Below are 13,067 nucleotides of genomic sequence, written 5' to 3'. Positions count from 1 at the left end.
CCGCAGGCTGCGATCTTTTGATCTTGATTATAAAAAACCAATTCAAAAGATCGCAGCCTCGTGTCACTCGGCAGCTCCTACCAGGGATCGCACTCAGATCCTTATCTCTAAACCTGGATTATCCCGATGAGCTCTGTGGCGGTTTTCAGCAAAGCCTCACCGTTCGATGCGCTGCAACGCTGGTTACCCAAGTTGGTACTCGCGCCGAGCATGCTCATCGTGTTGGTTGGTTTCTACGGTTACATCATCTGGACATTCGTACTGTCCTTCACCAATTCCAGCTTCATGCCGACCTATAAATGGGTTGGCCTGCAGCAATACACCCGTCTGCTGGACAATGATCGCTGGTGGGTCGCGAGCAAGAACCTCGCGCTGTTCGGCGGCATGTTCATCGGCATCAGCCTGGTGCTGGGCGTGTTCCTCGCCGTGCTGCTGGATCAGCGCATCCGCAAGGAAGGCTTCATCCGCACCGTTTACCTGTACCCGATGGCGCTCTCGATGATCGTCACGGGTACCGCGTGGAAATGGCTGCTCAACCCCGGCCTTGGGCTGGACAAAATGTTGCGCGACTGGGGCTGGGAAGGCTTCCGTCTCGACTGGCTGGTGGATCAGGATCGCGTGGTGTATTGCCTGGTGATCGCCGCCGTGTGGCAAGCCTCCGGGTTTGTGATGGCGATGTTTCTCGCCGGCCTGCGCGGTGTCGATCAATCGATCATTCGCGCCGCGCAAGTCGACGGTGCGAGCCTGCCGACCATCTATATGAAAATCGTGCTGCCGAGCCTGCGCCCGGTGTTTTTCAGCGCCTTCATGATCCTCGCGCACATCGCGATCAAGGGCTTCGACCTGGTGGCGGCGATGACCGCAGGCGGTCCGGGTTACTCGTCCGACCTGCCGGCGATGTTCATGTATTCCTTCACCTTCAGCCGTGGCCAGATGGGCATTGGTTCGGCCAGCGCCATGATGATGCTGGGCGCGATCCTGGCGATTCTGGTGCCGTACCTGTACTCCGAATTGCGAGGCAAACGCCATGAGTAATCAACTTGGCAAACCGGCGATCAGCTTCAGTCGCATCGCGATTTACGCCACGCTGTTGCTCGCCGCTGCGGTGTATCTGATCCCGCTGGTGGTGATGCTGCTGACCAGTTTCAAATCCCCGGAAGACATTCGCACCGGCAACCTGCTGAGCTGGCCAACCGTGATCGACGGCATCGGCTGGATCAAGGCCTGGGACACCGTCGGCGGCTACTTCTGGAACTCGGTGAAAATCACCGTGCCGGCGGTTTTGATTTCTACGTTTATTGGCGCGATGAACGGCTACGTGCTGTCGATGTGGCGCTTCCGTGGTTCGCAACTGTTCTTCGGCCTGTTGCTGTTCGGCTGCTTCCTGCCGTTCCAGACCGTGCTGCTGCCGGCCTCGTTCACCCTCGGCAAATTCGGCCTGGCCAACACCACCACGGGCCTGGTGCTGGTGCATGTGGTCTACGGCCTGGCGTTCACCACGCTGTTCTTCCGCAACTACTACGTGAGCATCCCGGATGCGCTGGTCAAGGCGGCACGCCTGGATGGCGCCGGCTTTTTCACGATTTTCTGGAAGATCCTGCTGCCGATGTCGATCCCGATCGTGATGGTCTGCCTGATCTGGCAGTTCACCCAGATCTGGAATGACTTCCTGTTCGGCGTGGTCTTCGCCAGTGGCGATGCCCAGCCAATTACCGTGGCCCTCAACAACCTGGTCAACACCAGCACCGGGGCCAAGGAATACAACGTTGATATGGCTGCCGCGATGATCGCCGGGCTGCCGACACTGCTGGTCTACATATTCGCTGGCAAGTATTTCCTGCGTGGGCTGACGTCCGGCGCGGTCAAGGGGTAGAACATGGCAACTCTCGAATTACGCAACGTCAACAAGACTTACGGTGCCGGTTTGCCGGACACCCTGAAAAACATCGAACTGAAAATCGATGACGGTGAGTTCCTGATTCTGGTCGGCCCGTCGGGCTGCGGTAAATCCACGCTGATGAACTGCATTGCCGGCCTGGAAAACATCAGCGGCGGCGCGATCCTGGTCGATGACGCCGACATCAGCGGCATGAGCCCCAAAGATCGCGACATCGCCATGGTGTTCCAGTCTTACGCGCTGTACCCGACCATGAGCGTGCGCGACAACATCGCGTTCGGCCTGAAAATTCGCAAAATGCCGGCCGCTGAAATCGACGAAGAAGTGGCTCGTGTGTCCAAGCTGCTGCAGATCGAACATTTGCTCAGCCGCAAGCCGGGCCAGCTCTCCGGTGGCCAGCAACAGCGTGTGGCGATGGGCCGTGCCCTGGCGCGGCGGCCGAAGATTTACCTGTTCGACGAACCGCTGTCCAACCTCGACGCCAAGCTGCGGGTCGAGATGCGCACTGAAATGAAACTGATGCACCAGCGCCTGAAAACCACCACGGTTTACGTGACCCACGACCAGATCGAAGCCATGACCCTGGGCGACAAAGTGGCGGTGATGAAGGACGGGATCATTCAGCAGTTCGGCACGCCGAAGGACATCTACAACAACCCGGCCAACCTGTTCGTGGCGAGCTTCATCGGTTCGCCGCCGATGAACTTCATCCCCCTGCGCTTGCAGCGCAAGGACGGTCGTCTGCTGGCGCTGCTCGACAGCGGTCAGGCGCGCTGCGAATTGCCGTTGGGCATGCAGGATGCCGGGCTTGAAGACCGTGAAGTGATCCTCGGCATGCGCCCTGAACAGATCGTGCTGGCGGGCAGTGAAGCCAATGGTTTGCCGACCATTCGCGCCGAAGTCCAGGTCACCGAACCGACCGGTCCCGACACGCTGGTGTTCGTCAATCTGAATGACACAAAAGTCTGCTGCCGTCTGGCGCCGGACGTAGCGCCGGCCGTGGGCGAGACCCTGACCCTGCAATTCGATCCAGCGAAAGTGTTGTTGTTTGATGCCAAGACCGGCGAGCGCCTGGGGGTGGCCGGTCTGCCAAAAGCCGAAGTTCACAGCGCCAACGTCACCCAATTCAAAGGCCGCTGAAGATCAAAAACTGTAGGAGCGAGCTTGTGGTGAGGGGATTTATCCCCGTTGGGGCGCGAAGCGGCCCTAAAAAATGGGACTGCTGCGCAGTCCAACGGGGATAAATCCCCTCACCACAAAGTCGGCTCCTACAAAGGTTAACCGATGTAACCGCGTTAAATAAAAACAGTTAATAACAATAAAACGAGGATGTAGGGATGAAGAAGAAGAACAACGCTCAGCTTATCTGCCAATTATCAGCTGTTGCGGTAATGATGATGGCCGGTAGCGCTCACGCGGCTGACGCGTTCAGTGCCGATTCCGAGTGGATGACCGGCGATTGGGGCGGCGAGCGGACCAGGCTCATCGAGCAAGGCATCGACATCAAGATGGACTACGTCGGTGAAGTGGGCGGCAACCTCCACGGCGGTTACAACGACGACAAAACTGCGCGTTACGCCGATCAGTTTGGCCTGGGCGTGGCGCTGGACCTGCAAAAGTTGTGGGGCTGGGACAACACCCAGGCGAAGATCCAGCTGACCAACCGTAACGGGCAGAACATCTCCAACGATCGCGTCGGCGATCCGCGTGCCGGCACCTTGAGCTCTTCGCAGGAAGTCTACGGCCGTGGCCACATGGTCCGTTTGACCCAACTGTGGATCAAGCACCAGTTTCTCGACGGCAAACTGGACGTCAAGGCCGGTTACTTCGGCGAAGGCGAAGACTTCAACACCTTCCCTTGCGAGTTCCAGAACCTGGCGTTCTGCGGTTCCCAAGTGGGTAACTGGGCGACCAACATCTGGTACAACTGGCCCGTCAGCCAGGCCGCGGTGCGCGTGAAGTACAACATCTCGCCCGAGTTCTATGCGCAGATCGGCGCGTACAACCAGAATCCGTCGCAGCTGGAGCACGGCAACGGTTTCAAGCTCAGCGGCAGTGGCACCAAGGGCACCGTGTTGCCGGTCGAACTGGTCTGGTTGCCTAACCCGAACAACCTGCCGGGCGAATACCGTGTCGGTTACTACAAGAGCACGGCCAAGGCCGATGACGTTCGCGAAGACGACAACGGTGATGACGCGGCCACCAGCGGCAACGCTTACCGCAGCCACAGCAGCAAGTCCGGCTACTGGTTCGTCGCGCAGCAACAACTGACCGACCACAACGGTGACAAGAGCCGCGGCCTGACCGTCTCGGCCAACGCCACATTCCACGACAAGGACACCAACGTCGTCGACAACTATCAGTCGCTGATGTTTGTGTACAAGGGCCCGTTCGATGCGCGTCCGAAAGATGACGTCGGCATCGGTTTCGCCCGTATCCATATCAACGATGACGTGAAGAAGAACGCTGAATTGGTCAACGCCGCCAATGGTGTTACTCAGTACGAAGATCCGTTGTTTTCGCCACTGCGGGACACTGAATACAACTACGAACTCAACTACGGCTTCCACGTCACCAACTGGCTGACCGTGCGTCCCAACCTGCAATACATCACGCACCCGGGCGGTGTGAATGAAGTGGATGACGCGCTGGTCGCCGGCCTGAAAATTCAGTCGGTGTTCTAACGCTGTTGCGATAAGCTCCTCTCTATGTGCGCATATTTGCGGACAGCCCAGGCTGTCCGCTTTTTTTTGGGGCTTACAAGGAAAGTTATGTCTGACGCAATTGTGGTGGGGGGATTTATCCCCGTTGGGCTGCGGAGCGGCCCCAAAAAAAGGGACTGCTGCGCAGTCCAACGGGGCGGTGCGACGTTTCGATAAATCCCCTCGCCACATTAGTTCGCTGAACACAAGAATATGAGTACACAGATGATTTTCAGGACCGTGGCACATGCATGAGCATCCGCTACAACGCTTCTTCAAATCCTTGCGCGAACGTCCGGTGTTTGCGTGGGAGCGCTATCAGATGCGCGATGTGCTGGTGATCGATCATCCGCTGTGTCAGGCGGTGTTCAGTCGGCAGGGTGCGCAATTGCTGCACTTCCAGCCCAAGGGCCAGAAGCCCTGGCTGTGGTGCGCGGCGAAGTGGCCGCACGTGGGGGCGATTCGCGGCGGGGTGCCGGTGTGTTGGCCGTGGTATGGCCGGCATCCGAGCGAAAACGCCTGGCCGTCCCATGGTTGGGCGCGTCTGCTCGACTGGAAACTGCTCGACAGCAGCCATGACGACGACGGCGTGCACCTGCACTGGCAATTGCAGCTGTGCGACTGGCAAGTGGACCTGCATGCCCAGCTTGGCGAACGCATGGATTTGCGCCTGAGCACCGAGCATCAGGACAGCCTGCCCTGCCAATTGAGTCAGGCGTTGCACGCGTATTGGCGTATTGGCGATGTCGGTGAGGTAGCGCTGTCTGGGCTCGACGGCGCGCAGGGATATGATCAATTGAATCGTCAGGTTTGCCAGCAGGAAGGCGAATTAAGGGTAGAGGGCGGCTGTCAGCGGGTGTTTCAGCATGACGGTGAACTGCAGCTCAAGGATCACGCCTGGCAGCGCGAATTGTGCATCGATACTGGCGATGATGGAGACACCGTGGTCTGGCATCCGGGCTCGCGGCCGTTGTTGGGGGTGAGCTGGAACGAGGTTTCGGAGTTTGTCTGTGTCGAAGCGGCGAGCGGCGGGACCGACAGCCTTAGCCTGGCGCCGGGGCAGAAGGCGCATTTGAGTTTGCAGGCGAGGGTTGGGGTGTAGCGGTAGATCAAAAGATCGCAGCCTCGCTTCGCTCGACAGCTCCTACAGGTCTGCGTAGGAGCTGTCGAGCGAAGCGAGGCTGCGATCTTTCAATTGAACTCATCCCCCACCGGATACCGGCTCGCATTCAGGCTCTCTTTGATCTTGCGCAAATGCGGCTGGAAATCCACGCCCCGACGCAAGGTCATGCCCGTTGCCAGCACATCCAGCACGGTCAGTTGAATAATGCGCGAGGTCATCGGCATATAGATGTCGGTGTCTTCCGGCAGCGGAATGTTCAGGCTCAAGGTACTGGCCTTGGCCAGCGGTGAACCCTCAGCCGTGAGACCCAGCACCGACGCGCCGTTTTCCCGGGCGATGCGCGCCACTTCCACCAGTTCGCGGGTGCGGCCGGTGTAGGAAATGATCACGAACAACTCGCCGGTGTGCGCCACCGAAGCAATCATCCGCTGCATCAGCACATCGGCATGGGCGGTGACGGCCAGGTTGAAGCGGAAGAACTTGTGCTGCGCATCCAGTGCCACCGGTGCCGAGGCGCCGAGGCCGAAGAAGTGGATCTGCCGGGCCTGGATCAACAGGTCGACGGCGCGGCTGATCAGGTTCGGGTCCAGCGCCTGCAAGGCACTGTCCAGGGACGCGATGGCACTGCCGAAAATCTTCTTCGTATACGCTTCGGGATTGTCATCAGCCTCGACCGCCCGGCTGACATACGCGGCGCCGCTGGCCAGGCTTTGGGCCAGTTGCAGCTTGAGTTCCGGGTAGCCACTGACGCCGAACGAACGGCAGAAACGGTTGACCGTCGGCTCGCTGACCTTGGAGGCCTGGGCGAGGGCGGCGATGCTGAACCGGGTGGCCTGCTGCGGGTTGAGCAGGATCACTTCGGCGACTTTGCGTTCTGCCTTGTTCAGGTCTTCAAGGCGATTCTGGATCTGTTCCAGTAAATTTCGCACGCGGTCCATATGATTTCCTTGGTTCGCCGACAAGAGTGCTCTGCGATGCAAATAAGGGTGTTGCTATGCAAATTGGGCCTTTGATCGGGCCCCAAGCGGTGGCCTATCCTACTGATGGCTCCAACCGACCACCACTCGGAATCCATATTTTGCGAAAATGTTGTGGTTATTACTACATTTTTGCTTGAGCGATGCCTTGAAAAAAGGTATTTGTAGCTTAACTTGATAAAAGAACAAACATCATGCCTTCGATTACGGTTGAACCGTGCACCTTTGCCTTGTTCGGCGCCCTCGGCGATCTGGCCTTGCGCAAGCTGTTTCCTGCCCTGTACCAGCTTGATGGCGCAGGCCTGCTGCACGAGGACACGCGGGTTATCGCGCTGGCCCGTGAGGCCGGCAGCGAGCAGGAGCATCTGGCGTTCATCACGTCCGAACTGCGCCGCTACGTTGGCTCCAAAGAGCTCGATGAAGCCGTGCTCGAGCGCTTTCTGGCGCGCCTGACGTATTTGCACGTCGATTTCCTCAAATCCGAAGACTATGTGGCCCTGGCCGAAATGGCCGGCAGCGCCCAACGGGTGATCGCCTACTTTGCTACGCCGGCCGCCGTCTACGGTGCGATCTGCGAGAATCTGGCCAAGGTCGGTTTGGCCGAAAATACCCGCGTGGTGCTGGAAAAACCGATCGGTTCCGACCTCGAATCCTCGCGCAAGGTCAACGACGCCGTGGCGCAGTTCTTCCCGGAGAACCGCACTTACCGTATCGACCACTATCTGGGCAAAGAGACCGTTCAAAACCTCATCGCCCTGCGTTTCGCCAACAGCCTGTTCGAAACCCAGTGGAACCAGAATTACATCTCCCACGTGGAAATCACCGTGGCGGAAAAGGTCGGGATCGAAGGCCGCTGGGGCTACTTCGACAAGGCCGGCCAACTGCGCGACATGATCCAGAATCACCTGTTGCAGCTGCTCTGCCTGATCGCCATGGACCCGCCGGCCGACCTCTCCGCCGACAGCATCCGCGACGAGAAAGTCAAAGTGCTCAAGGCGCTGGCGCCGATCAGCCCGGAAGGCCTGACCACGCAAGTGGTGCGCGGCCAGTACATCGCCGGTTACAGCGAAGGTAAACCGGTGCCGGGTTACCTCGAAGAACCGAATTCCAACACCCAGAGCGACACCGAAACCTTCGTCGCCCTGCGTGCCGACATCCGCAACTGGCGCTGGGCCGGCGTGCCGTTTTACCTGCGCACCGGTAAGCGCATGCCGCAGAAGCTGTCGCAGATCGTTATCCATTTCAAGGAACCGTCGCACTACATCTTCGCCCCTGAGCAGCGCCTGCAAATCAGCAACAAGCTGATTATCCGCCTGCAACCGGACGAAGGCATTTCCTTGCGTGTGATGACCAAAGAACAAGGCCTGGACAAGGGCATGCAGCTGCGCAGCGGTCCGTTGCAGCTGAATTTTTCCGACACCTGGCGTAGCGCACGGATTCCCGATGCCTACGAGCGGTTGTTGCTGGAAGTGATGCGCGGCAATCAGAACCTGTTTGTCCGTAAAGATGAAATCGAAGCCGCGTGGAAGTGGTGTGACCAGTTGATTGCCGGGTGGAAAAAGTCCGGTGATGCGCCCAAGCCGTATGCGGCCGGGTCCTGGGGGCCGATGAGCTCCATTGCACTGATCACGCGGGACGGGAGGTCGTGGTATGGCGATATCTAATGTGCAACTGCCGCAGGGCGTCAGCGCCCATGCGTTCAAAAGTCCGGTGTTGCTGGCTGAAGGCCTGGCGCTGAAGGTGGCGAAGCAACTGAGCGACGCGATTGATGCCTCGGGCACCGCGACCCTGGTGGTCTCGGGTGGCCGCAGCCCGGTGGCGTTTTTCCAGCACCTGGCCACGCAGACGCTGGACTGGTCCAAGGTCGTCGTGACCCTGGCCGACGAGCGTTGGGTGCCGGTGGAACACGCCGACAGCAATGCCGGCCTGCTCAAGCGTTACCTGTTGCAAGGCCCGGCGGCGAAGGCTCAGTTTCTGAGTCTGTACAGCGCCACCGCGAATCTGGAACTGGCGGCCGAGCAGGCTGATCGCTTGCTGGCGGAATTGCCACCGATCGACGTGCTGATCCTCGGCATGGGCGACGACGGCCACACCGCGTCGCTGTTTCCCAACAGCCCGAACCTGGCTGAAGCCCTGAAACCCGACGGCACCCGCCGTTGCTACCCGATGCTGGCGCCCACCGTGCCGCATCAGCGCCTGACCATGAGTCGCGCGTTGCTGGCTTCGGCCAGGTACACCGTTCTATCGATTTCCGGTCAGTCCAAGCTGACCACGTTGAGCGCGGCATTGGCCGGTGACGATGTCGCCGCCATGCCGATACGCGCATTTTTGCAACCCACGTTAGAGATTTACTGGTGCCCATGAGCCAAGGAACAGCCGCTATGACAACCCTATCCCCGACCGTTTCCATGGCGGACAAAGTTGCCCTGATCGACAGCCTCTGCGCCAAGGCGCGGATTCTGCCGGTGATCACCATCGCCCGCGAACAGGACGTGCTGCCCTTGGCCGACGCCCTCGCCGCCGGTGGCCTGACCGCGCTGGAAGTGACCCTGCGTTCGCAGTTCGGCCTCAAGGCGATTCAGATTCTGCGTGAGCAGCGTCCGGAACTGGTGACCGGTGCCGGCACCGTGCTCGATCGCCAGATGCTGGCCGCCGCTGAAGCGGCCGGTTCGCAATTTATCGTCACGCCGGGCATTACCCGTGACCTGCTCGAAGCCAGCGTCGACAGCCCGATCCCGCTGTTGCCCGGCATCAGCAACGCTTCGGGGATCATGGAAGGCTACGGCCTGGGTTACCGCCGCTTCAAGCTGTTCCCGGCGGAAGTCAGCGGCGGCGTCGCGGCGATCAAAGCGCTCGGCGGCCCGTTTGGCGAAGTGAAATTCTGCCCGACCGGCGGCGTCAGCCCGGCCAACATCAAGAGCTACATGGCGTTGAAAAACGTGATGTGCGTGGGCGGTAGCTGGATGCTTGACCCGGAGTGGATCAAGAACGGCGACTGGGCCCGCATTCAGGAATGCACCGCCGAGGCCCTGGCGCTGCTGGACTGATCGCTTTACCTGACACTTCGTTGTGTGTTCTACGGCTTTACGGTGCGCTTGGTCGGTGCACCGTTTTTTTTTGCCCCTGGAAAACCTGAAGCTGTGGCGAGGGAGCTTGCTCCCGCTGGACTGCGAAGCAGTCCCCTTCTTTTCAGATGGAGAGGGGGGCCACTTCGTGACCCAGCGGGAGCAAGCTCCCTCGCCACAGATCACTCGGTCTCTTTACCTGCTGGCATTAGCGGCAGGACATCATGCGATACATAGTTACCGCATCATCCCGGTCATCCAGCGTTAACCTCCGTTCATCTTTTGAAGAGAGAACGTCATGGACGACCACGCCTCAGTTGCACCTTCCCCCGCGGCTTACCTGCTGACGCCCGAACAGATCGCCGGCCCGTATTTTCGCAACCCGAAACTGATCAGGCGCAACATCAGCGAAGGCCTGGATGGCATCCCGCTGGTGCTGCGCCTGACGATTGTCGATGCGATGACCGGCGAGCCAGTCACCGGCGCCATCGTCGATATCTGGCATTGCAATGCCCGCGGTGCGTATTCGGGCTGGAGCAAGATCAATCCGGATACCGAAGTTGATGTCGACGCGATCGGCGCCATCCCGCGCACCGACGACGATACCTACCTGCGCGGCGGGCAGTTCACCGACCCGCACGGCATTGTGCGTTTCACCACGATCTATCCGGGTTTTTATGCCGGTCGGGCGTTGCACATTCACGTCGCGGTGCGCGTACCTGCCGGCAAGAACTATCTGGAGGAACGCCATGTCGCCTGGGTCGGCCAGCTGTACCTGCCCGAAGTGGCCTCGCGTTCAGTGCTCAACGCCAGGGAATACAGCGGTCGAACGGTCACGCCGCTGACCAACCAGCAGGATTTTTTCTATGAAACCATGGGCGGCGACGCCTCGACACTGACCGTTCACGCGCTCAGTCGTGACTCGAAAGAAGACGGTTTTTTCGGTCAGCTCACCATCGGCATCGACACGTTTGCGGCGTCATCGCAGATCAAGCCCGAGGACTTCGACAAGTACACCGTGTGACGTCAGCGCAGTGCGTTCAGTGCTTCGCTCAAGGCGTCCATGTCCGCTGCAGTGGTGGTCAGCCCCGGCGTAATGCGGATACACGGGCCACACGCCGCACCGCTGCGCATCACGGTAAACAGGTTGTAGTCCTCCAGCAGTCGCTCGACCATCGCTTGCTGATCGGCTTGCCGGGTGAAGCGCATCGAGGTGATGCCGCAATACAGACGCGGATCATCCGGAGTCAGAACTTCAATGCCCGGCAAATCCCGCACCGCACTGACCCAGCGGTTACGCAGGTAATTGAGCCGTGCACCCTTGGCAGCGGACCCGCCCATGGCCCGGTGTTCTTCGAACACCAACGGCAGTGTCAGCAGTGCCGGGATATTGGGTGTGCTGTAGGGCGTGCGGGCGCGAATGTCGGTGACCGGGTAATGCGCTTCGCCCATGTCCGGGTCGATGTCGGCCAGGCGTTCCGGCGCGATATACAGGAAGCCGAGGGTCAGCGGCGCACCGATCCATTTGTGCAGGTTGAAACCGGCGAACGCGACGCCGAGTTCAGCGAGATCGAACTCGATCTGGCCGAGGGCATGGGCGCCGTCGAAGATCACTTCGATCCCGTGTTCCGTGGCGGCGGCGACAATCGCCTGCACCGGCATCACCAGACCGGTGCGGTGAGTGACGTGGGTCAACGCCATCAACTTAAGCTTCGGGTAGCGCACGAAGGTGTCGCGATAAGTTGCCAGCAAGCTGTCGAAACTGGCCGGGTGGGCGTGTTCGATCTCGATCACTTCCACGCCGCGATGCCGGGCCAGCCAGCGCATGGCGCCTTTGACAGTGTCGTATTCCAGGTCGCAGATCAGTACCTGATCGCCAGGCTGCAAGCGGTTGTAATTGCGGATCAGCGATTGCAGGCCATCCGAGGCATTGCGGGTGAAAGCAACGCTGTCGGTGGGTACGCCCATCAGTTCGGCGAGTTGCGCGCGAACCTGTTCGTTTTCGCCCTGTTCGAAGCGCTGGCGCACATGCACCGAGTTGCTGCGGTTGATCAGTTCGATGTTGCGTTGATATTCCTCGACCACCGTGCGCGACATGCGCCCGAAATAGCCATTTTCCAGATTCAGCGGGCCGGGCTCGACGGCGTACCGGTCGGCAAAGGTCTGCCAGAATTTTTCATCACGGGCGCGCAGGGTGTTATCGGGCATGGGAACGACTCAATGGCGAGGGGCAGGTTTGCCATGTTTGGCGCGCAGCGGTTCAAGCAGCTCCGCCAAACCGTTGTGATCGATTTCCTGCATCAGCGCCAGCAGGCCGCCGAGTTCTCCGTGGGGGAAGCCTTCACGGGCGAACCAGTTCAGGTAAGGGCCGGGCAAGTCGGCGATGATGCGGCCCTTGTATTTGCCGAAGGGCATTTCGCGGGTAATCAGCAATTCGAGCTTTTCAGGGTTCATCAATCGGTCGTCTTGATTCATTCAGTCTGGAAAATACAGGCATTCTGCATGCAGGCCAAATGACAGATCATGCAAAAAACGCGGATACAGATTTTCACTGGAATGTTAAGTGCTTGAATTCTAAGTAATAAATTGTCAATTCAAAGCTGGCATGCAGGGTGCAATAGCTATTGCATCTTTCATCAACCCGTGAGGAATTGAAAATGACCGACATGAATAAAGAAGCGATCTCTGTACTCAACGACCTGATTGAAACCAGCAAAGACGGTCAGGAAGGGTTCAAGACTTGCGCTGAAGACATCAAACACCCAGAGCTGAAATCGCTGTTCATCCAGCGTTCCGCCGACTGCGCTGCCGCGGCTTCGGAACTGCAAACCGCCGTGCGTTCGATGGGTGGCGATCCGGAAACTTCCACCAGCGTCAGCGGTGACTTGCACCGTCGCTGGGTCGACGTGAAAGCGATGTTCACCGGCAAGGATGAAGAAGCCGTGCTGAACGAAGCCGAACGCGGTGAAGATCACGCACTGAAGGCGTACAAAGAAGCCATCGAGAAAATCAACAAGCACAACTTGGTGGGCATTCGTGACCTGGTTGAACGTCAGTACCACGGCGTACAACGCAATCACGATCAGGTGAAAGCCTTGCGTAATCAGGCTCGCGCACGCTCGTAAGCGTTCGTAACCTGTCAAAAACGCCAGCCAGTCTGGCGTTTTTTTGTGCCCGGGAATTAACCCTGAACTTACCCTTGTAGGCGCTGCCGAAGGCTGCGATCTTTTGACTGTTGCCGAAAGCAAGATCAAAGGATCGCAGCCTTCGGCAGCTCCTACACTCGTTATACCGAACCCTTTC

Annotated in this window: 13 protein-coding genes; 10 read left to right on the top strand and 3 right to left on the bottom strand. The window is 59.2% G+C overall.

Translation table 11 applies throughout. The annotated features are described in order from the left end of the window. Positions 1–126: 126 nt before the first annotated feature. The 5 genes from F8N62_RS03765 (at position 127) to F8N62_RS03745 (ending at position 5,701) form a co-directional block, all read left to right on the top strand. Positions 127–1,035: a carbohydrate ABC transporter permease gene (locus tag F8N62_RS03765; RefSeq protein ID WP_150709701.1), complete on the top strand. Its 909-nt coding sequence runs from the start codon at positions 127–129 to the stop codon at positions 1,033–1,035. Beyond that, entirely contained in the window at positions 1,028–1,873 is an 846-nt protein-coding gene (locus tag F8N62_RS03760; RefSeq protein ID WP_150709700.1) for a carbohydrate ABC transporter permease, read from the top strand. The genes F8N62_RS03765 and F8N62_RS03760 overlap by 8 nt, the downstream gene beginning before the upstream one ends. 3 nt (positions 1,874–1,876) lie before the next feature. Then, positions 1,877–3,037 carry an ABC transporter ATP-binding protein gene (locus tag F8N62_RS03755; protein ID WP_150709699.1) on the top strand — a complete coding sequence of 387 codons (1,161 nt, stop codon included), beginning with the start codon at positions 1,877–1,879 and terminating at the stop codon, positions 3,035–3,037. A 197-nt stretch (positions 3,038–3,234) separates the two neighbouring features. Next, complete coding sequence (locus F8N62_RS03750) at positions 3,235–4,581, top strand: carbohydrate porin (RefSeq protein ID WP_150709698.1); 1,347 nt, start codon at positions 3,235–3,237, stop codon at positions 4,579–4,581. A gap of 265 nt (positions 4,582–4,846) precedes the next feature. Then, positions 4,847–5,701: a D-hexose-6-phosphate mutarotase gene (locus F8N62_RS03745; RefSeq protein WP_150709697.1), complete on the top strand. Its 855-nt coding sequence runs from the start codon at positions 4,847–4,849 to the stop codon at positions 5,699–5,701. Between the two features lie 89 nt (positions 5,702–5,790). Here F8N62_RS03745 and F8N62_RS03740 read toward each other — a convergent pair whose 3' ends face one another. Continuing rightward, a complete protein-coding gene (locus tag F8N62_RS03740; RefSeq protein WP_175649041.1) occupies positions 5,791–6,651 on the bottom strand; it encodes a MurR/RpiR family transcriptional regulator in 861 nt (286 codons plus the stop codon). A 242-nt stretch (positions 6,652–6,893) separates the two neighbouring features. On the opposite strand from F8N62_RS03740, the gene zwf reads away from it, so the two are divergent. From zwf to F8N62_RS03720, 4 genes are all read left to right on the top strand, one after another. Beyond that, positions 6,894–8,363: a glucose-6-phosphate dehydrogenase gene (zwf, locus tag F8N62_RS03735; RefSeq protein WP_150709696.1), complete on the top strand. Its 1,470-nt coding sequence runs from the start codon at positions 6,894–6,896 to the stop codon at positions 8,361–8,363. Beyond that, positions 8,350–9,063, top strand: coding sequence for a 6-phosphogluconolactonase (pgl, locus tag F8N62_RS03730; protein ID WP_150709695.1), 714 nt, complete (start codon positions 8,350–8,352; stop codon positions 9,061–9,063). The genes zwf and pgl overlap by 14 nt, the downstream gene beginning before the upstream one ends. 17 nt (positions 9,064–9,080) lie before the next feature. Beyond that, on the top strand, positions 9,081–9,746 hold the full coding sequence (locus F8N62_RS03725) for a bifunctional 4-hydroxy-2-oxoglutarate aldolase/2-dehydro-3-deoxy-phosphogluconate aldolase (protein ID WP_150709694.1): 666 nt from the start codon (positions 9,081–9,083) through the stop codon (positions 9,744–9,746). A gap of 316 nt (positions 9,747–10,062) precedes the next feature. Further along, a complete protein-coding gene (locus F8N62_RS03720; protein ID WP_150709693.1) occupies positions 10,063–10,788 on the top strand; it encodes an intradiol ring-cleavage dioxygenase in 726 nt (241 codons plus the stop codon). A gap of 2 nt (positions 10,789–10,790) precedes the next feature. Here F8N62_RS03720 and F8N62_RS03715 read toward each other — a convergent pair whose 3' ends face one another. Together F8N62_RS03715 and F8N62_RS03710 are read right to left on the bottom strand one after the other, a co-directional pair. Next, positions 10,791–11,972, bottom strand: coding sequence for an aminotransferase class V-fold PLP-dependent enzyme (locus F8N62_RS03715; protein WP_150709692.1), 1,182 nt, complete (start codon positions 11,970–11,972; stop codon positions 10,791–10,793). Between the two features lie 9 nt (positions 11,973–11,981). Next, on the bottom strand, positions 11,982–12,218 hold the full coding sequence (locus F8N62_RS03710) for a DUF3820 family protein (protein WP_005790761.1): 237 nt from the start codon (positions 12,216–12,218) through the stop codon (positions 11,982–11,984). Between the two features lie 203 nt (positions 12,219–12,421). Between F8N62_RS03710 and F8N62_RS03705 the strand changes: the two genes are divergently transcribed. After that, positions 12,422–12,889, top strand: coding sequence for a ferritin-like domain-containing protein (locus F8N62_RS03705; RefSeq protein ID WP_150709691.1), 468 nt, complete (start codon positions 12,422–12,424; stop codon positions 12,887–12,889). Positions 12,890–13,067 lie beyond the last annotated feature (178 nt).

The organism is Pseudomonas fluorescens (assembly GCF_902497785.1).
In the GTDB taxonomy this organism is placed as follows: domain Bacteria; phylum Pseudomonadota; class Gammaproteobacteria; order Pseudomonadales; family Pseudomonadaceae; genus Aquipseudomonas; species Aquipseudomonas fluorescens_BO.
The sequence above is the reverse complement of the archived record's forward strand: the minus strand, read 5'-3'. Positions and strand labels throughout refer to the sequence as shown.